Below are 19703 nucleotides of genomic sequence, written 5' to 3' on the forward strand. Positions count from 1 at the left end.
CGCTGGACTAAACAAAGGCCCCCTTTTAGGGGGCTCACACAAAGCCACCTTCTTTAGAAGGTGGTAATTTACTTTCTTTAAAATAAAGTATGGTCTCCCTCCTTTTAAAGTGGTAAGTGTTGAATAATTCAACAGTGGTTAGGTAAATGAATAAAATAACTAAACTCGCTTTGGCTTTGTCCGTATTGACATCTATTGTTGGGTGTCAACTGGTGTCAAATACGCCGATGCAATCGACAGCAACGAAGGAAATAATTGAAAAAGCAAAGGCAGAGTTTGATGGACAACGTTTTTATAAGTTGAATGAATATGATGAAGAAATCAACGTTTCAGATGACGGGGTCATTACCTTCAAGTCTTACTTACCACGCAGCGGCGGCTATGAATGGGTACCAATTGTGATACGCGATACTAGTTTTCGTGTTTCTTGCGATTATTTCAGTGAATATGTTGAAGCTGGAATGGTTGTTCAGGTTCAGTTTGTAGGTAAACGCGGGCGCATTGAAAATTACGACAAGCAACGTTGTGAAGAGTTTGGCGAGCCAACATGGCAATAAGATCTATGGATAATTAAAGCGCCGACAGGCGCTTTTTATTTACGTTTTAGTTAACCGTTAGAAAAGATGTAGACCAATCTTCGGAAGATTAGGCAAGCAATGCGTAGTATCTGGTCACAAGTTGGTATGAACTTGCCTTTTAGAAAACGCTAATAAAATCGCTAAACAGCTACATGATAATAGAACGACACCTAAGTTTTGTACTGTTCCAGCCATCGCTAATCCCGTCCCGATCATGATGTAGTACATGAGCCCAAATAAAGCGCCTGCGCTGCCAACCTGTTGTTTATAATTAACGAGTGCATCACTGAGTATGTTGGGTATCGCAATCCCATAAGACATGACGACTAACACCATTGGAGCAACAAACCAGATTGATTGGTTCAGAATCAACACACCGACTGATCCAACGCTAATCAATATTGCTGAGAACCAAAGTAGCTGGCTTTTTCGAACATTTTTGGACACTAGGGATTTGTTTAAATAACTTCCAAGCAGAGTGCCTAACCCCAGTACCATGCCACTGTATCCAAATTGTTCGGAGTTATACCCAAGTGCTGAGAAAGTAAATGCGCCAAGCTGGTAATAAGAAAATAGAGCAATGTTATACAAAGCAACCAATAATCCTGAGCGCCAAATTCGCGCGTCTCTTACCATTTTCCAGCTAAGTTGATGCAACCGTACTGGTGTCTGTTCCTTCTGTGTTTCAGGAAGCTTAATAACGTTATAAGCGAGCAATACTAACGCGATTAAAAACAAGGCAAAAAACACATAACGGTATCCACCAAGCGCTGTAAGCTGCCCGCCTAATAGCATGCCAACTACCGGGCTGATTGATATACCCATTCCCATTAAGCTAAAGACTTTACTCAGTTCTTGACCGTCAAACGCGTCACGAAGCATGGTCTGTGTGACAACGGATCCTACCGCGACACCAAATGCGCTTAGGGCTCGCGCGGTCATGACAACAGCAAAGCTTTCGGTTTGAGTTGCGAGTAAAGATGCGCAACCATAGATAAAGAACCCAATAAGCATGGTGGGCCTTCTTCCCAGTTTATCTGCGAGAACTCCCCAAACTACAACGCCAATGGCAAAAGCTAGGAAGTAAATCGACAATGTTTGGGCTGCTTGTGCGTGGTTTACATCAAATGAAAGAGCGATTGAGCTCAGCGCTGGGCTATAAATAGTTTCTACAATTTGCGGAAACATCAACATAACCAGCATGAGCCATAAAGAGGGCTTAGTATTCATATTGTTACCCATCGTTAATGAAGTTGGCGGGCAGTATAAATGAGGCTATGATTGATCTAATAACAACATAAAAACCAAATACATCAACATTCGGACAAAATGGCGCTTATTAACGAAAAAACACAATTTGATGCAGACAAGATTACTAATTATGTAGTGGGAATTGCTGCGGATATTGGCAAGCACGACTCAGGTATGCATAAGCACAAGAAAGGGCAGTTATTGTACGCACCTCAAGGTTGTATGAGTTTTGCTCTGGAAGACTCGATTTGTATTTTGCCACCGACAAAGGCGGTTTGGATCCCACCTAATACGCCGCATCGCGCACTAATGACGAATGTGGTGGCGTACCGATCTTTGTATTTTGATTGTGAGGAGTTTGCCTGTCCGAGTAAGATCACGATGATAGAAGTGAATAATTTACTCCAAGCTCTTATTGATAAAATGTCATTTTGGGAGTGGGATAAGCCTAGCAGCGAGATGGTAAATACGACGGCGCTTTTTTGGGAGGAGTTTTATGCTGCGAAACGTTATTCGTTTCAGTTGCCTTTGCCATCGCATCGGCGCTTAACAACGTTTCGTCGAGAGTTGGTTGAACCTTCATTTCTAGCTCCTTCGCTTACTACTCTTGCAAACAAAGTAGGGGCGAGCACCAAGACGGTAACACGATTATTTAAGTCGGAAACGGGCATGAATTATCAAGATTGGCGGCAACAGTGGAGGCTTTTAAAAGCAGTTGAATTGTTATCAACGGGCATGCCAGTCAGCGCAGTTGCCGATTGGCTGGAGTTTTCGTCAGACAGTGCTTTTATTGCATTTTTCAAAAAGCAAACTGGACAAACACCTCTGACGTTTATGAAAACCAAGCCTTAAGCGTCAAAATGCTCACACTCTTTCTAAAACAAACCCCAGGTTCACAGGCTCAGCCTATAAAGCATACATAGACAGGTACCAACGTGCAGGTTACTTGTCTTTACTCTGCAGTTTGCGAAAGTATTGCGTGGTAAAATCAACAAAGGCTCGGATGCGTTTTGGTTGATGTCGGTCGTGATGATAAAGGAGTGAAAATTCCACACTCGGAATGCTCCAATTGGTAAACACTTCTTTTAGCTTGCCTGTCTGGAGTTCTTGTTGACAATAAAGTGCTGGCACACGGATGATGCCATTTCCCGCCAGGGCTGCTTTTATCATTACTCTGCCACTCTTACATCGTAACTGTCCACGTATCTGGTGTTCCGTTGACTGCTTTGTATTTGTGTTCTCAAATGCCCACCGTGTCACACTACCTGTCAAACAAATGTGTTTTTCTAAGTCCTTTGGATGCGAAGGATAGCCATATGTTTCTAAATAGTTTGGGCTTGCGTATGTCCCCATTTTCACATCGATCAGTTTACGAGCGATAAAGTTGGAGTCTTCTAACTTTCCCATTCGAAAAGCGATGTCGAATTCATCTGCGATTAAATCGACACGATGGCTACTAAAATCTAAGTTAATGCTCACTTGTGGGTGTTGGATTAGAAACTGAGTAACGATATCTGCGACAACGTCTTCTCCTAAATAGCCCCCCACACAGTTGATACGAATGTCACCTCTTAAGTCTTCTACATCATCAACCACTGCCATAACAGCTTGATCAATATTGTGAAGGGCAGTTTCACACTGTTTATACAGAACCTTGCCTGCTTCGGTGAGGTTCAGTGTTCGAGTGGTCCTTTGTAGCAAAGTGACACCAATCTGTTGCTCCAGATTTGTTATTTGACGTGAAACGTGTGAGCGAGAAACGCCAAGTTGCTCTGCTGCTTTCGTGAAGTTTCCTAGTTGAGCGATTAGGACGAAAGAGCGAATATCCGCAAGGTTGATGTGTGTTTGCATGATGACTTCTTCATAATTCAAAAAAGTATTGTTGCAGTATAACAACAGTGTTTCAACTAGGTCGGTATATATCAACAAACAAAGTTTTCTTAAACTTACCGCCACTGATGTAAACCGTTCGATTAAGGATTCAAAATGAAAAAGTTAATTGTTATTACAGGCGCTAGCTCAGGCATTGGTGAAGCGATTGCACGTCACTTCAGTGAACAGGGCCATGCTCTTCTTTTGTTAGCAAGACGTGTAGAACGTTTGGAAGCATTAAACTTACCAAATACGCTTTGTGAAAAGGTAGATGTGACCGACAAAGCTTCTTTTGAGGCTGCAATTGAGAAAGCTGAAGCGTTGTATGGTCCGGTAGATGCACTTGTAAATAACGCAGGCGTTATGCTTCTAGGTCAGATAGATACTCAGGAAGCATCGGAGTGGAAGCGCATGTTTGATGTGAACGTAATTGGTTTGCTCAATGGCATGCAGTCCGTCCTAGCACCTATGAAAGCACGTAACAGTGGTACGATCATTAACATCAGCTCTATTGCGGGCAAGAAAACATTCCCTGATCATGCTGCTTATTGCGGTACCAAATTTGCGGTTCATGCTATTTCTGAAAACGTACGTGAAGAAGTTGCGTCATCAAATGTTCGCGTTACCACGATTGCACCTGGTGCAGTGGAAACGGAATTACTTTCACATACAACGTCTCAAGATATTAAAGATGGTTATGACGCCTGGAAGGTGGATATGGGCGGTGTGTTGGCCGCAGACGACATTGCACGAGCAGTGCTGTTTGCTTATCAGCAACCGCAAGGTGTATGTGTTCGTGAAATTGCTTTGGCACCGACAAAACAACAACCTTAACATTGAGTTACGGCGATTTTAGGTCACTAAAGCCGTAAAACTTTGCATATCGATTCGTGATTGAGATGGCATCTTTAAACTAAGTTGCGTGAAAATTTAGGTCATCCATTTAAATCCGGACACTAAGTGTGTTATTGCTTATACCCAAGTTACTCAAGGTGAGAAAAAACTTTGAGTAATTTGGTTTTTTATTTGGTCTCAACTTTAGGTAGCGGAATTTATTTAGGTCGAAGGCGATAGTTGTGAAGAAAGGAGAGTGTGACGTAAAACAAAATGAAGCAATATCCGTCTCTTAATGAGAATTGATTTCATCAACGTCACAAGCCGTTACAATTATCCGTTAGGTATTATACTTTGTTGGTGGTTAATATTTAACCAAACAAGGAGGTGTGTATGAAACGATTCGCAAACATACTTTTTGCAACACAAGGATTGCCAGGCCATAGTGACGCCCTCGAACAAGCGATGAGGATTGCATCTAGCAACAAAGTGCCTGTCTCAGGGCTAATAGCGTGTCCTGATTTCCCAACAGACATGATCCAGTATCAGCAAAGTTATGAGCAATCGCTGCAAGACTCCCTCAAACAAAGTATTCACGAATATAGACAGAAGCTGGGACTCTCTGAAGAGGATCTCGCATTTCCTCTTACTGTGAAAAGCAGTGAAAAGCCCGCTGTCTGTATTATTCAAGAAGCATTAGCTGATAACAAAGATCTCATCATCAAAGAAGCTGAACCGCTCGGTGAAGGTGCTGAGGGTTTCAAAGCTATTGATATGACTCTGTTACGAAAATGCCCTTGTCCGCTTTGGTTGCACCGACCAATTGATAAGCCAAGAGATAAACGCCGTGTTGCTGTGGCTATCGACCCATTAACGGCAAGCGATGAACAGCACTCATTAGCCGTGCGTTTACTCGAATTATCGCGTTCGATAGCCGACACCTGCGATAGTCGTTTACACGTGATTTCTTGCTGGGAGTATTACTTAGAAAACTACCTTAATGGTAACGCTTGGATTCAAGTCGATGATGCTGAGTTGAAACATGAACTCGACAAAGCAAAAGCCGATCATAAACAAGCTCTGCAACAGCTGTTGGAGGAGTCTGGGATTACAGGTGAAATTGTGATTCACCACCTGCATGGAAAACCCGACGAAAAGATTCCAGATTACGTAGAGAGTATTGAGGTAGACGTGCTGGTAATGGGAACCTTAGCGAGAACTGGTATATCTGGCTATGTCATTGGTAATACGGCTGAAAATATTTTGCAATCGATTAACTGTAGTTTGGTCGCTCTTAAGCCCGATGGCTTTGTCTCACCGATTCAGTAATTGGGGTGTAACAAAGTTGGGTTTAAGTTATGTTTTAGGTAAAGGAGGGAGATGGATCTCTAGAACATGGAATTATCAATGTATCAATAAGTTATCAGAGGAGAGTGACATGAAAAACCTATGCCCGAAATGCCACACAGAAATGATAGAACGTTCGAATGTTTATGTTTGTCCGAGAAATGATATCGGTGACTGCACCTACGATGCATTCGAGTTAGCTGATGACGATAATCCATATACATTCAGCCAAGAACACGTAAGTAGTGACCTACGTTCTTATGCCGTAGCAGACAGCAAATAGCGGTTTGTATCGGCGTTCCTCTAAGTAGCACTCAGTGATTACTGTTTGCTACTTTTCCCTTGGTTTCATGATCGTTTTTGAAGCGCTTGGGCTAAAACAATACAGTGGAGTTTGTCATTTGCGCCGAATAGCGCGTACCTTCTTATAATAACGAATGGGCTGCGATGTTGAATAACATAACGGGTAAAGAAAACCTGCCGAAAAACCTAGGTAATCAGTTGGTCTTACTGATTTTCCCTGCGCTGCCAGTTTTAATCTTCTCTTTTCTCTTCTATATCTATACTCCTGCAGGCGTGAGCTGGAATGCGGAATGGATACCAAGCCTCGATATCAACCTTAGCTTTAGATTAGATGGTCTTTCATTTCTTTTTGCGGGACTGATCAGTGGGATTGGCGCACTGATTCAAATCTACGCTTTGGCTTATTTACGAGAAAGTGATAGCCGGTTTTCCTTTCATTTGTATCTAACCCTATTCATGCTTGCCATGCTAGGGATTGTGATGAGCGATAATATTCTGTTGTTATTTGTTTTCTGGGAACTCACCACCATCACTTCTTACTTACTGATCGGGTTTAATCACGAAAATAAAACGTCTCGGAAAAACGCCTTGCAGTCGCTGATTGTTACCGGTGCTGGTGGACTAGCGTTGCTAGCGGGTCTTATCTTGCTGGGAGCAATGGCAGGGAGTTATGAGCTAAATACCATTATCGAGCAGGCAGGAACTATTGCGCAGCATGAATGGTTTATCCCATCTCTAGTGCTCATACTACTCGGTGCATTTACTAAATCTGCGCAATTCCCGTTTCATTTTTGGCTACCTAACGCGATGGCAGCTCCCACTCCGGTCAGTGCGTATTTACACTCGGCAACAATGGTAAAGGCAGGCATTTACCTATTAGCACGTTTATCGCCAGTTTATGCCCACAGCGAGATCTGGTTTTATGCTTTAGTCATCACTGGGAGTATCACGGCCATTTGGTGCACATTTGTCGCATTAAAACAAACTGACTTGAAGCTGATGCTAGCCTACAGCACGAATGTTGCTTTGGGTAAATTAACATTATTACTAGGTATGGGCACAGATTTGGCCGTTAGTGCAGTATTGATGTTTATTCTCGCTCACTCTTTCTATAAAGCTGCGCTGTTTATGGTGGTGGGTAATATCGACAAAGCGACAGGAACACGAGATATTGATCAATTGTACGGCCTGAAGTCAGTTCTCGTCATCAGCATGGTTGCGGGGAGTTTGGCTGCATTGTCTAAAGCGGGGTTCCCGCCGTTGTTAGGCTTTTTGAGCAAAGAGTACATGTACAAGTCCGCAGTAGAGCTCAATAACTGGATCGCCTTTGTACTTTTAATCGTGAATATACTGATGGTCGCGCTAACCATTATGCTTATTGCGAGACCATTCTTTGCTCGCCGTGATCTCGTGCCGATTGAAACTAAGCCAGTTGAGACAAAAAAAGCCATGTGGATCTCGCCTTTGCTCTTGGCAGTTGGCAGCCTCCTAGTTCCGTTATTCGGTTTGAATTGGTTAGATCGCAATATTATTTTTCCGGGCTCTGCTGACATTCTGCCCACAGCAACTCTTAAAGAGACATCACTATGGCATGGCGTGAATGTACCGTTAGTGTTAAGCGTTATTACGCTAGCGTTGGGGTATGTGGTGTACCGTGTTTATCCTACTGTGTCTGCATTTTTTCAGCGGTTACATCTATTCGTCCCCAAAGCGGAGAATATTTTTGAACGACTATTAGATGGCATGATGACAGTGGCGAAGTGGCAAACGGCGCGGTTACAGCAAAAGAAATTGAGTCGCTATGTCCTATTATTTTTCACGGTACTTGCCGTTGCGTTACTGAGTCAGGTAGCGCTTATTCCTCTGCCTTTGGTTGGCGAACTTTCAAGTGTCACTTTCTATGAGATTGGTATTGCCTTATTGTTGATTGGTGCTGCGCTCGTATGTACGTTGTCCCACGCAAGACTTCTTGCGATTTCTGCGCTTGGTATGATTGGCTTCATGACCACGCTTGTTTTTATGATTTATAGCGCCCCGGACGTTGCGAAGACTTTACTGTTAGTGGAAACATTAATGGTGGTCTTTCTTGCATTGTTAATGCGTCATATGCCACGTCTAACCACCGTGCCCAAGCATTCAATAAAACGTAAAGTAGCGAATATTTGCATAGCAGGTGTGATAGGTGTTTCGGTTACTTTACTTTTGTTAGGAATCACGTCTCAGCCGATGGACTCTTCGGTGTCAGATTTCTTTGCAGAAAACAGTGTCCCGGGTGGACATGGGCGAAACATTGTTAACGTTATTCTGGTCGACTTTCGCGCATTTGATACATTGGGAGAAGTTGTTGTCGTTGTTATTGCAGGGATTGCGGCAGTGAGTTTGCTTAAGACAAGAGCGAAAAAGCAAAATCGTATCCAATCATTAATTTTTGCAACCACGGCACACATTGTTTCGGCACTCATGCTCGTATTTTCAGTGTATCTGTTGTTACGTGGTCATAATGAACCGGGTGGTGGCTTTATTGGTGCGTTGATTGCCGTTATTGGTTTATCACTTCTCATGTTCGCGGAATCACCGAAATACGTTCGTTCTAGGTTGTATTTCAAGCCGTTTCTCATTGCGTTATCTGGCATCGCATTGAGCTTAGTTTCTGGTGCTTTGAGCTTTGCGTTTGATAAACCGTTTTTGACCGGACTGTGGTGGAAAGATGTGATACCACTAGGGACGCCATTGGTTTTTGATGTTGGTGTTTACCTTGCCGTTATAGGTGGCGTGATGGGTATGCTGCTTCGTATTAATGAGGAGCTAGAGTGATGGAAATAGTCTGGAGTGTTGTCGTTGGAGTATTTGTCGCAGCAGGTGTTTATTTAATGCTTGAAAAGCATATCTTGCGTCTTTTGTTCGGCATCATGTTACTCAGTAGTGCGGTTAACCTTGCTATTTTTACCGCTGGGAGGCTGACGCCCGGAGAACCGCCATTGATTGGCGATAATGCTCTTTTACCACCAGATAGCGCGGCAAATCCTTTACCTCAAGCGCTTATCTTAACTGCGATAGTCATCGGTTTTGGACTGCTTATTTTTGCTTTAATGCTGTTCTATCGAGCTTATAAAGACACTGGAACTGCAAACGTCGATGAAATGCAACGTTCTGAGGAGGGTCAATGAGTTCGATTTTGCTTACGTTACCGGTTGTTCTCTCGCTGAGTACGGCGTTGACTATCTTCTTCGTCCGTCGCTCAACAAAAAGTGTTGAGTGGTTGAGCGGAGTAAGTGCGATTTCGAACCTTTTCGTAGCGGGCTTTCTCACAGAAAACATCATAAATAATGGTATTCAAGCCGTTGCTTTTGGTCAGTGGAGTGCGCCATTTGGTATCGTGTTTGTCGCAGATTACCTCAGCGTTGCTATGGTGATGATAACGGCGGTGATTGGTGCGATATGTGTTTTCTACGCGATGGCGGACCTTCACCGAAAGCCCTCCTATAGCAATTACCATGCGTTAATGCACATGTTGCTTGCTGGCGTTTATGGCGCTTTCCTGACTGGAGATATTTTTAATCTGTATGTTTGGTTTGAGGTCATGCTCATTTCATCATTTGGTTTAATGGTGTTAGATGCAACGAAAACTCAAGTTGATGGTGCAGTAAAGTACGTCATGTTGAACCTGATTTCGACGCTGGTATTTTTGCTTGCTATCGGCTTGTTGTATGGCGCAACGGGCACCTTGAACCTGGCCGATCTCTACACCAAAGTAGGAGAAAATGAATTGAGCATCAACATGATGCTGTCCGCGCTGTTTTTGTTTGCCTTCTCTATTAAAGCGGCACTCTTTCCTTTATTTGCTTGGTTGCCAGCTTCTTATCACACGTTACCAAGCGGTGTGGTTGCACTGTTTGCCGCGTTGCTTACTAAAGTCGGTGTATACGCGTTGATAAGAGTCTTCACCTTAGTATTTCCGCTCTCCGAGAGTGGCTGGCAACCGACGTTAATTTGGGTCGCAGGGCTAACCATGTTAACGGGCGTTTTAGGAGCGGCTAGCCAATTCGACATTAAGAAAATTCTTTCTTTTCATATTATTAGCCAAATAGGCTATATGATCATGGGGTTGGCTATTTACACTCCCTTAGCTTTAGCCGGTGCCATTTTCTACATTGTTCATCACATCATTGTAAAAGCGAATTTGTTCTTAATAGGTGGATTCATCGAGCGCAAATATGGCTCTAGTCAACTTGAACATTTGGGTGGGGTATACAAAGCTATGCCTTGGTTAGCGTTCTTGTTTCTTGTCCCTGCGTTTTCTCTGGCCGGTTTCCCACCGCTATCGGGTTTCTGGGGAAAGCTATTGGTCATCAAGTCGAGCATACAGGCTGAGTATTACTGGTTAGCAGGTACCGCGTTATTGGTGGGGTTGCTTACTGTCTACTCGATGACGAAAATTTGGAGTGAGGCATTTTGGAAAAAGCCATTTAGAGAGAAGCCAGAACAGACTCTGCAGGCCAAAGTACATTGGTTGTACTGCGTTCCAATTATTGTATTGACAACGTTGACGCTAATCATTGGCTTAGTGGCGGAGCCTTTTTATCAATTTTCCGTTCAAGCTGCAGAACAACTGTTAAATCCGACTGAATACATCAGAGTGGTGTTAGGAGGAAATGCATGATCTATCTATTCCTCAATTTTTTCTTAGCATTAGCGTGGATGATGCTTAATGGCAGCTATTCGAGTCTGAATTTTGTTGTCGGATTTACGGTCGGTTTTTTTGCTTTAAGGTTGAGTCAACCATTTGGATTGAAAACGAGCTATTTTCAACGTTTTGCATCTGCATTGAAGTTATTGGTGTACTTCGCTTATGAAATGGTTATATCGGTTGCGAAAGTGGTGTGGGACGTCGTGACACCTACTCATTTGAGTCAGCCTGATATCGTTTATGTCCCTCTGGAGGTCGATTCTGATCTAGAAATCACATTACTGGCGAACATGGTTTCTTTAACACCGGGCACGCTTAGTTTGGATGTTACGGCTGATAAAAAGTATCTTATCGTTCATGCCATGTTTGCACCTGAACATGAAGAGGTTATTCGCGGAATTAAAGATGGGTTAGAGCATCGAATTTTGGAGGTGACGCGTGGATAGTTGGCTGCAAATAACGGTCACTTTTGCCTATTCTGGGCTACTACTCAGCTTTGTTATGGCTTTTGCTCGTTTAATTCTAGGACCAACGCTAGCTGATCGAGTTGTGGCGTTAGATCTGATTTCATTTATCACTATCGGATTTATTACGGTTTACACCTTAGACAGCGGTGAGGACGCTCTGTTAGACATCGCCATTACATTAGGTTTGGTCGCATTTCTCGGCACGATCGCATTTGCACGTTTGATCGTTAAAAGAAAGGAGAAAGAATAATGGACGTGTTGATTGGACTATTTTTATGCTTAGGAACATTGTTGACCTTGGTTGCAAGTCTAGGTGTCCTGAGGCTTCCTGATTTGTATACCCGAATGCATGCAGCGACCAAAGCTGGAACTGTCGGAGTGAGCTGCTTGTTATTAGCGGTCGCTTTCTCACTCCCTGAAGTTACCGTGATCTCTCGGGTTATCGGTACGATGTTGTTTATCGTTCTCACTGCGCCAGTCGCCTCCCACCTGCTCGGCAGAGCAATGCGAGAGGTCGGATATAAGATTTGGCGCAATGATTAACCATTAGCGTCGAATAGTACTACGCCCTAGTTGAAATAAACTCGAAGCTGTATTGATGAAGTCGGAAGTAATTGACGGTATATTCAAATGCACGACCATCTTCTAGGTAACCAGTGGACTCAACTTTTAGAATAGGGGAAGCTTCTGATTCATTCAGGTATGAGGCCGTCTCTGCATCTAACAAGTACGGTTTGACAGACTGACTGCTTTTCGCAATTTTCAATCCTTTGCTATTTTCAATGTACTCATATTTAGAACCATTCATTATGGCTATGCTCAAGTCTGGAAATAACATTGCTGGCATATGAGTGACTTCGTAAATTTCAGGCTCATCATTAATACATCTGAGTCTATGTATTTCATATGTATCATCATTGGGCGAGAGATTTAACTGCTTAGCAACCTGCTCATTCGGCTTTTTAAGTTCGAACTTTATGACTTGAGAGCTAGGCGTTTTCCCCTGTTTACTGACTTCCTCGATAAAACCCAGCAAATGTAAGGCATCATGTTGGGCTTTTAGATCGTTTACATAAGTTCCACTACCTCTTGTCCGACTAATTAAATTATTGTCGACCAGAATTTGTAAGCTTTTTCTGATGGTTACGCGGCTTACGGAAAACTCTTCTTGCAAATCACTCTCTTTTGGAAGCATCGATTTCGGTTGTAGTTCCCCATCTTTGATCTTTTTTTCTAATCGTTCCGCAATGTCTATGTATTTGGGTTTCATAATACCTCGCTAAGTCTTGGATCATGATAGCAAGAATGTGATCCGAGATGTAGTTAATACTTTTCCTTAGGATCTTTGTGTGATTTTTATCTCGTATCTTTGTGCTTATACTTTAAATGTATCATAAAAGTATTAATACTTACTTTATACATTTTCAGGATAAACATTTGAGGTAGCGAAATGAAACGTCAAAAATTAACGATTGTTGGTGCTGGCAGTACATACACACTTGGTATGATGAACAGCCTTATTGCCGAAAAAGATAACTTTCCACTCGCAAAAGTCGTGTTTTACGACATAGATGAGAAACGCCAAGAGTCGAATGCATTAGCTACTGAAATTCTATTGCGAGAACACTATCCAGAAGTTGAAGAGTTTGTTTATACAACGGATAAATCTGTCGCATTCGCAGATTCGGACTTTTTCTTTATACAGATCCGCACTGGTGGGTTGGCCATGCGCGAGCGCGATGAACAAATCCCGCTATCCAACTCTTGTGTTGGGCAAGAGACATGTGGCGCGGGAGGAATGGCATATGGACTTCGCTCTATCGGCGATATGATCCAGCTAGTGAACGAGATCCGACAAACGTGTCCAGATGCGTGGATTCTTAATTACACCAACCCAGCGGCAATTGTCGCTGAAGCTTTAAATCGTGAATTTCCGCATGATAAGCGAATTCTAAATATTTGTGATATGCCAGCAGCGATTATGGTCAGCTATGCGCAATTGTTAGGGTGTGAAATTTGGGACTTTGTTCCTGAATATTTTGGGCTTAATCACTATGGCTGGTTTACCAAAATTCGTAACAAACAGGGTGAAGACTTAACGGATAAAATTAAAAATATCATCCTAAAAGAAGGGATCAGTGCGGTTGATGCGGAAATAGCGGATGACCCATCGTGGCAAGCCACATTCAAAAACATGAGAACAATGCTTGCTGATAATCCAGAGTTTTTGCCGAATACGTATCTTCAATACTATTTGTACCCTGAAAAAATGGTGGCGAAAGAGGATATCAATAATACTCGCGCAAGGCAGGTAATTAACGGCCGTGAGAAACGAGTGTTCGAATTGAACGCAAGAATAATTGAAGCGGGCACCACGAAGCACGAAACACTGCATGCCGATATCCATGGTCGATACATGGTGAGAGTCGCGGCTTCGCTTGCCTACAACTTGAGCGATGTGTATCTCGTCATCGTACCGAATAATGGTGCTATTACAAATTTACAAAATGACGCCATGGTAGAAGTTCCAGCTGCGCTAACTAGTGATGGACCGAAAGCTTTTACTGTAGGAAAAATCCCAACCTTCCAAAAAGCCATGATTGAGAGCCAACTTGGTTACGAGAAATTAGTCGTGGATGCTTGGTACGAAGGAAGTCAGCAAAAGCTGATTAATGCACTCACACTTAACCGTACCGTGGTTAATGTGCCAAAAGCTAAAGAAATAACAAAACAATTACTAGAAGAAAATAAAGCCTACCTTCCTCAATTTTTTCAATAACAACTGGACGTTCGGGGCCTACTTGTAGGCTCCGTGAATGAAACAAGAGGTTTATATGAAAGACATTATTCAAAGGTTCGGGGCCGCGATGTTTGTTCCCGTTCTATTATTTCCAGCAGCGGGCATGTTATTGGGTTTCTCTGTTGTGCTGTTAAATCAAGAAGTGTTTCCTTGGGCACTAGAGGGGAGTGCTTGGGTTAAAGTCTCGACGATCATTTTACAGGCATCTCTCGCTGTATTTAAAAATATGGCACTTATTTTTGCCGTTGGGTTACCTATCGCTTTAGCTAAAAAAGCATCTGGTCGCGCTGTACTTGCAACACTCGTTTCCTACATTACGTTTAACTACGTTATTGGTGGAATCCTTCAATTTTGGGGACCAGAACTGGGCGTTAACTATACGGAAGGTGAGCGAGGTTTGACTGAAGTTGGTGGCATTCTAACGCTTGATACCAACTTGCTAGGTGCCATTTTAATTGCAAGTCTCTCTGTTTGGGTTCACAACCGATTCTTTGATAAAAAGCTACCGGATTGGGCGGCTGTATTTGGCGGAACGCCATTGGTTGTGATCATTAGCTTCCCAATTATGGTCGTGATGGCAATTCTAACTTGTTTGACTTGGCCAAGTATTCAGCATGGTATTAATAATCTGCAATCATTTTTGGTTTCTGCTGGATCGTTAGGGGTATGGCTATTTACGTTTTTAGAGCGAATCATGATACCAACGGGGTTGCATCATTTCGTATATGGTCCCGTTTTTTATGGGCCAGTTGCAGTCGATGGCGGAACGGTTGCCTATTGGATTCAAAATATACAGACATTCGCCCAGAGCTCGGAAAGTTTAACGACACAATTTCCTCAGGGAGGTTTGATGTTGACGGGAATGGGTAAAGTGTTTGGTTGTACGGGTATCGCACTAGCACTCTATTCAGTTGCGAAAAAAGAAAATAAAAAGATGGTGATGGGGTTAGTGCTCGGAGCCGCAATCACAGCAATTCTTACAGGGATCACCGAACCAATAGAGTTTACATTCTTATTTATCGCACCTGCGCTGTTTGCTTTGCATGCGTTGTTATCTGCGACAATGGCAACGATCGCCTTTATGTTTGGTGTTTCCGGTAACTTTCAGACTGGCTTGATAGACTTCATTTTCCAAAACTGGTTGCCTTTGGCTGGTAACCATGCAGGAACATACGTGATTCAGATTATTATTGGTCTCATGTTTACTGGTGTTTACTTTGTTACGTTTCGCGCGCTTATTTTAAAATACAACATACTTACTCCGGGACGTGAAGGTGCAGATAGTAAGTTGTATTCCAAAGCTGACTACAAAGAAGCGAAAGCGGTCCATAACAGTAGCGCAAGTCCGTCACAAGCTAGTGCCTTTATTGAAGGTTTGGGTGGAAAAGAAAACATTGACTTGTTAACTAATTGCGCGACGCGTCTGCGTGTTAAAGTTAAAGATGTCTCTCTTGTAAAGGAGAACGCATTTTTCACACAGCACGGAGCGGTGAATATTGTTAGAAATAAAGAGAGCCTTCAAATCATCGTTGGTTTAACGGTGCCACAAGTTCGCGAAGATATGAGCCAACTGATAAAAGCTTAACCCCCAACTAATGCTCCAGCTCATATGGCTCAAAGGTGAGATATAATTATCTCACCTTTTTTGTGTACATGAAGCATATTTCGCGCAGTTTCCACGAAAGTGGGGAGGAGTTATCGAGCGAGCTAAAAATACAGTTAGGTTATACCCGTCTGTATTGTTGGAAGACTTGTTGAGTCTCTAATTGACAGTGGCGCCACTTTCTATGTTGAAAAGCGTTTTAATTTCTTCCAGCACTTCTGGGTTAGCAATAGCACCAATGTTTTTTACAGCTTGTCCGTTTACCAATTGTTTCACTGCTAGCTCAACCAATTTGCCTGAGCGCGTTTTAGGAATATCACTGATGGCAAAAATTTGTCGTGGGACATGGCGCGGTGAACATTTTGTTTTCAATGTTTGGCGAATTGAATCGGTGAGTTGTTGGGTTAACTCGACGTTGTGAGCGAGTTTTACTAGTAACCAGATTTCTTCAGACTGCTGGTTTAACTTGCCGACAGCGATGGAGTCTTCAACCTCGGGTAACGCGTTCACTTGCTGATAGATTTCAGCGGTACCGATGCGTACGCCGCCTGGATTTAAGGTTGCGTCACTACGGCCATAAAAAATGAAGCCGCCATGTTCGGTTTGCATCACATCGTCGCCATGGTGCCAGATATCGGTAAACTTGCTCCAATAAGCGTTGTGATAGCGTTCGCCGTTGTCGTGCCAGAAGCCAATAGGGAAGTTAGGTAGTGAGTTATTGCAAGTTAGTTCGCCGCGTTGCTGTGTAATGGTTTTTCCCTCGTCGTCCAAAACACGCACGTCGATTCCCAGCCCTGCGCCTTGGCATTCACCTTTGTAAACTGGTGAGATAGGGTTTCCCAGTACAAAGCATCCGCAAATATCCGTGCCGCCAGCGATAGAAGCGAGATGCAAGTCCTGCTTGATGTGCTGATAGACATAACTAAATTGTTCTGGGTAAAGCACCGAACCAGTTGAGCAAAGAGTTTTGAGTGACTTCAGGTTATGTTCTAGTTTTGGAGAGCAGTTTGCCTGTTCCAGTGCTTCTAAGTATTTCGCTGAAGTACCAAACAGCGACACGTTATGTTCTTCTGCTAATCGCCATAAGATGGAGTGATCAGGGTAAACCGGACTACCGTCGTAAATCACTAAGGCTGCACCACTCGCAAGAGCGGAAACATGCCAGTTCCACATCATCCAACCACATGTTGTGTAGTAGAAAACCTTGTCTTGCGATTTGATGTCGCAATGCAGTTGATGTTCTTTGAGGTGATTGAGCAAGGTACCGCCTGCGGAATGGACAATACACTTAGGTTGACCTGTTGTACCAGAAGAATACAAAATGAATAACGGGTCATTAAACAGCGTTGGTTGATATTGAATTGATTGTGGAGAAAAGTGGTGAGTAATATCGGACCAAGAAACAAACTCAGAAGTGCTAGCACTCTCAGCGTTTTGTAAATATTCGATTTGGCATACGCTAATAGTAGTCTCTTCGGAGGCACTGCTTAACTTACTACTAAGAGTGGTGTTCTTGTCCGTCATATCGAAAGCTTTGCCTCCGAACTGGTAGCCATCACAGCAAAAAAGAACTTTCGGCTTGACCTGACCAAAACGCTCTAAGACGCTATCGATACCAAAATCAGGAGAGGTTGAAGTCCAAATGGCACCAAGACTGGTGGTGGCCAGCATGGCAATAACGGTTTCAGGAAGGTAGGGCAAATAACCCGCAACGACATCGCCTTTACCGACACCACAATTGAGTAGCCATTGTTGAATGGCAGAAACTTGTTCAAGCAACTGTTTACCGGTGAGTTGTCGGTGTTCACCGCTTTCATTGCTAAAAACAATAAACTCACGCTCTGGTGATTGTTCAGCCTGAGATAGGAGGTTCTCTGCGTAGTTCAGCGTGGCGTCAGCAAACCATACTGTGTCTCTATTTACATGATGATGATTAGAACCTGTTGGTGTCCATTTGGGACTGCCAAGGCTCTTGACTTGCGAACCCATATCTCCGATTACGTTGCAAAACTGCCAAGTATGTCGCCAAAATTCATCATTGTGCTCAATGGACCACTGGTGTAGAGACGTGTAATTGTTGATTACGGTACCTTCGGCTTTGTCTTTATTAACCTTTTCGATGAACCGTAATAAGTTGCTATTGCTGACGCGCTCAGCAGATGGTGACCAAATAGGTGCAGATTTTGGCATAGGTCCCTCTAATTTCAATTCTTTTGAATATGACCAAAACAAAATAAAGGGGCGAACATAGCAGTGTTCGCCCCTTATCTGATCGTTTAAAGTTGTTCGGCAAGCTGAGGTAGTACCTCGAATAAATCACCAACCAATCCATAGTCGGCAACTTCAAAGATAGGAGATTCTGGATCTTTGTTGATCGCGACAATCACTTTGGATTCCTTCATTCCTGCAAGATGCTGGATGGCACCGGAAATCCCAACCGCTATATAAAGCTTAGGTGCAACGATTTTACCGGTTTGACCCACTTGTAAGTCGTTGGCAACAAACCCGGCATCAACCGCCGCGCGAGAAGCGCCAATGGCAGCACCTAGTTTATCGGCAACTTGTTCGATCAACGCGAAGTTCTCTTTGCTACCGACCCCGCGTCCACCTGACACAACCACCTCTGCCGCGCTTAATTCAGGACGTTCTGACACGGTTTTATCGACAGAAACCAATTCAACCATTGGAGCTGAGATAGTGACCTGCTGATGCTTAATATCAGCTTGGTTGTGACAAGTAACCGGCTCAAACGCAGACGCGCGCACGGTGATGACGCGAACCTTGTCGCTGGTGGTCACTTTGGCAAATGCGTTTCCCGCGTAAATAGGGCGGATAAAAGTGTTTTCATCGATAACTTGGACAATATCGGAAATTTGCCCAACGCCGAACCTCGCTGCTACTCGCGGTGCAAGGTCTTTCCCTTTTGATGATGAGCTAGCCCAGATTGCGTCAAAACCTTCAGCAATACTCACTACAATAGGTGCGATACTCTCGGCAAATTGATGCTTAAGTTGCTCATCATCGACACAAATTACGTTTGATATACCATCAACGCGACAAGCTTGCTGAGCGACTTCTTCACACTGGTGGCCCACTACGATCAAAACATTGTCTTGGCTGGCTTGTTTTGCTGCATTAACCACTTTGAGTGTGTCCGCATGCAATTGGTTATTGTCATGCTCTGCTATGATTAAGTTCTTCATGAAATCACCTTCGCTTCGTTACGCAGCTTATCGAGAAGCTCTGAGACAGATTCAACCTTGATGCCACCTTTTCTTTGCGCTGGCGGTGTGATTTCTTGAATGGTTTGGCTAAATACCACTTCAACACCCAGACTGTCAGGTGTAATGGTATCTAACGGCTTGCGCTTAGCTTTCATGATATTAGGCAAAGAGGCAAAACGCGGTTCATTCAGGCGTAAGTCAGTACTGATCACCGCAGGTAAGTTCATCGCGACCGTCATCAAGCCGCCGTCCACTTCTCTCACGACCTGAACTTTTTGATCTTCAATCTTCACGTCGGAAGCGAAAGTTGCTTGAGGCCAGTCAAGTAGGGCGGCCAGCATCTGAGCCACTTGGTTGTTGTCAGTATCAATGGATTGTTTACCCGTAATCACAAGCTGTGCTTGTTCTTGCTCAACCAGAACTTTGAGCAGCTTAGCGACGACCAATGGCTCTATTTTGTCTTCAGTATCGACATGAATAGCGCGATCGGCGCCTAATGCAAGCGCGGTACGTAGTTGCTCCTGACACTGGCTACCGCCGGCACTGACAACGATGACTTCATCTGCAATACCTTGCTCCTTTAGTCGTACGGCTTCTTCAACGGCTATTTCGCAAAATGGATTAATCGTCATCTTGACGTTATTGGTTTCAACATCGCTATGGTCCGCTTTCACGCGAACTTTAACGTAGGGATCAATGACCCTTTTGATTGGCACTAGTATTTTCACGTTAGATTC

19 protein-coding genes are annotated in these 19703 nt (G+C 43.5%); 13 read left to right on the forward strand and 6 right to left on the reverse strand.

Translation table 11 applies throughout. The features are described from left to right. The first annotated feature begins 146 nt into the window (after positions 1 to 146). A complete protein-coding gene (locus tag R7E38_RS08810) occupies positions 147 to 557 on the forward strand; it encodes a hypothetical protein (RefSeq protein WP_033906420.1) in 411 nt (136 codons plus the stop codon). Positions 558 to 671: 114 nt separating this feature from the next. On the opposite strand, the gene R7E38_RS08815 is transcribed toward R7E38_RS08810, so the two are convergent. Further along, positions 672 to 1808 carry a multidrug effflux MFS transporter gene (locus R7E38_RS08815; RefSeq protein WP_226083220.1) on the reverse strand — a complete coding sequence of 379 codons (1137 nt, stop codon included), beginning with the start codon at positions 1806 to 1808 and terminating at the stop codon, positions 672 to 674. A gap of 99 nt (positions 1809 to 1907) precedes the next feature. Between R7E38_RS08815 and R7E38_RS08820 the strand changes: the two genes are divergently transcribed. Continuing rightward, entirely contained in the window at positions 1908 to 2681 is a 774-nt protein-coding gene (locus tag R7E38_RS08820; protein ID WP_170893159.1) for an AraC family transcriptional regulator, read from the forward strand. A 90-nt stretch (positions 2682 to 2771) separates the two neighbouring features. Here R7E38_RS08820 and R7E38_RS08825 read toward each other — a convergent pair whose 3' ends face one another. Continuing rightward, entirely contained in the window at positions 2772 to 3680 is a 909-nt protein-coding gene (locus R7E38_RS08825) for a LysR family transcriptional regulator (protein ID WP_226083218.1), read from the reverse strand. A gap of 135 nt (positions 3681 to 3815) precedes the next feature. On the opposite strand from R7E38_RS08825, the gene R7E38_RS08830 reads away from it, so the two are divergent. The 9 genes from R7E38_RS08830 (at position 3816) to mnhG (ending at position 11882) form a co-directional block, all read left to right on the forward strand. Beyond that, positions 3816 to 4535 (forward strand): SDR family oxidoreductase, encoded by a 720-nt coding sequence (locus R7E38_RS08830; RefSeq protein ID WP_005373333.1) that lies wholly within the window; start codon positions 3816 to 3818, stop codon positions 4533 to 4535. Between the two features lie 393 nt (positions 4536 to 4928). Further along, positions 4929 to 5864: a universal stress protein gene (locus R7E38_RS08835; protein ID WP_005373330.1), complete on the forward strand. Its 936-nt coding sequence runs from the start codon at positions 4929 to 4931 to the stop codon at positions 5862 to 5864. Positions 5865 to 5973: 109 nt separating this feature from the next. Then, the gene (locus R7E38_RS08840) at positions 5974 to 6165 is read left to right on the forward strand and encodes a hypothetical protein (protein WP_005373328.1); all 192 of its coding nucleotides are present in this window, start codon (positions 5974 to 5976) and stop codon (positions 6163 to 6165) included. A gap of 164 nt (positions 6166 to 6329) precedes the next feature. Further along, the gene (gene mbhE, locus R7E38_RS08845) at positions 6330 to 8999 is read left to right on the forward strand and encodes a hydrogen gas-evolving membrane-bound hydrogenase subunit E (protein ID WP_226083216.1); all 2670 of its coding nucleotides are present in this window, start codon (positions 6330 to 6332) and stop codon (positions 8997 to 8999) included. Next, positions 8999 to 9352, forward strand: coding sequence for a Na+/H+ antiporter subunit C (locus R7E38_RS08850; RefSeq protein ID WP_017633704.1), 354 nt, complete (start codon positions 8999 to 9001; stop codon positions 9350 to 9352). Before mbhE ends, R7E38_RS08850 begins: the two co-directional genes overlap by 1 nt. Beyond that, positions 9349 to 10845 (forward strand): Na+/H+ antiporter subunit D, encoded by a 1497-nt coding sequence (locus tag R7E38_RS08855; RefSeq protein WP_186585403.1) that lies wholly within the window; start codon positions 9349 to 9351, stop codon positions 10843 to 10845. The genes R7E38_RS08850 and R7E38_RS08855 overlap by 4 nt, the downstream gene beginning before the upstream one ends. Beyond that, positions 10842 to 11318 carry a Na+/H+ antiporter subunit E gene (locus R7E38_RS08860; protein ID WP_005373320.1) on the forward strand — a complete coding sequence of 159 codons (477 nt, stop codon included), beginning with the start codon at positions 10842 to 10844 and terminating at the stop codon, positions 11316 to 11318. The genes R7E38_RS08855 and R7E38_RS08860 overlap by 4 nt, the downstream gene beginning before the upstream one ends. Further along, a complete protein-coding gene (locus R7E38_RS08865) occupies positions 11311 to 11589 on the forward strand; it encodes a cation:proton antiporter (RefSeq protein WP_005373317.1) in 279 nt (92 codons plus the stop codon). The genes R7E38_RS08860 and R7E38_RS08865 overlap by 8 nt, the downstream gene beginning before the upstream one ends. Beyond that, entirely contained in the window at positions 11589 to 11882 is a 294-nt protein-coding gene (gene mnhG, locus R7E38_RS08870; protein ID WP_005373314.1) for a monovalent cation/H(+) antiporter subunit G, read from the forward strand. The genes R7E38_RS08865 and mnhG overlap by 1 nt, the downstream gene beginning before the upstream one ends. 19 nt (positions 11883 to 11901) lie before the next feature. On the opposite strand, the gene R7E38_RS08875 is transcribed toward mnhG, so the two are convergent. Beyond that, the gene (locus R7E38_RS08875) at positions 11902 to 12609 is read right to left on the reverse strand and encodes a GntR family transcriptional regulator (protein WP_054730587.1); all 708 of its coding nucleotides are present in this window, start codon (positions 12607 to 12609) and stop codon (positions 11902 to 11904) included. A 180-nt stretch (positions 12610 to 12789) separates the two neighbouring features. Between R7E38_RS08875 and R7E38_RS08880 the strand changes: the two genes are divergently transcribed. Further along, entirely contained in the window at positions 12790 to 14118 is a 1329-nt protein-coding gene (locus R7E38_RS08880) for a 6-phospho-alpha-glucosidase (protein ID WP_005373308.1), read from the forward strand. Positions 14119 to 14173: 55 nt separating this feature from the next. After that, positions 14174 to 15724 carry an alpha-glucoside-specific PTS transporter subunit IIBC gene (locus R7E38_RS08885; protein WP_213911889.1) on the forward strand — a complete coding sequence of 517 codons (1551 nt, stop codon included), beginning with the start codon at positions 14174 to 14176 and terminating at the stop codon, positions 15722 to 15724. 177 nt (positions 15725 to 15901) lie between these two features. On the opposite strand, the gene R7E38_RS08890 is transcribed toward R7E38_RS08885, so the two are convergent. From R7E38_RS08890 to R7E38_RS08900, 3 genes are all read right to left on the reverse strand, one after another. Beyond that, entirely contained in the window at positions 15902 to 17932 is a 2031-nt protein-coding gene (locus tag R7E38_RS08890; RefSeq protein WP_226083214.1) for an acetoacetate--CoA ligase, read from the reverse strand. A gap of 86 nt (positions 17933 to 18018) precedes the next feature. After that, entirely contained in the window at positions 18019 to 18945 is a 927-nt protein-coding gene (locus R7E38_RS08895) for an electron transfer flavoprotein subunit alpha/FixB family protein (protein WP_213871389.1), read from the reverse strand. Beyond that, positions 18942 to 19694, reverse strand: a complete 753-nt coding sequence (locus R7E38_RS08900) for an electron transfer flavoprotein subunit beta/FixA family protein (protein ID WP_226083211.1) — start codon at positions 19692 to 19694, stop codon at positions 18942 to 18944. Before R7E38_RS08900 ends, R7E38_RS08895 begins: the two co-directional genes overlap by 4 nt. Between the last annotated feature and the right edge of the window lie 9 nt (positions 19695 to 19703).

Source organism: Vibrio sp. Vb2131 (assembly GCF_033338535.1).
In the GTDB taxonomy this organism is placed as follows: Bacteria; Pseudomonadota; Gammaproteobacteria; order Enterobacterales; family Vibrionaceae; genus Vibrio; species Vibrio alginolyticus.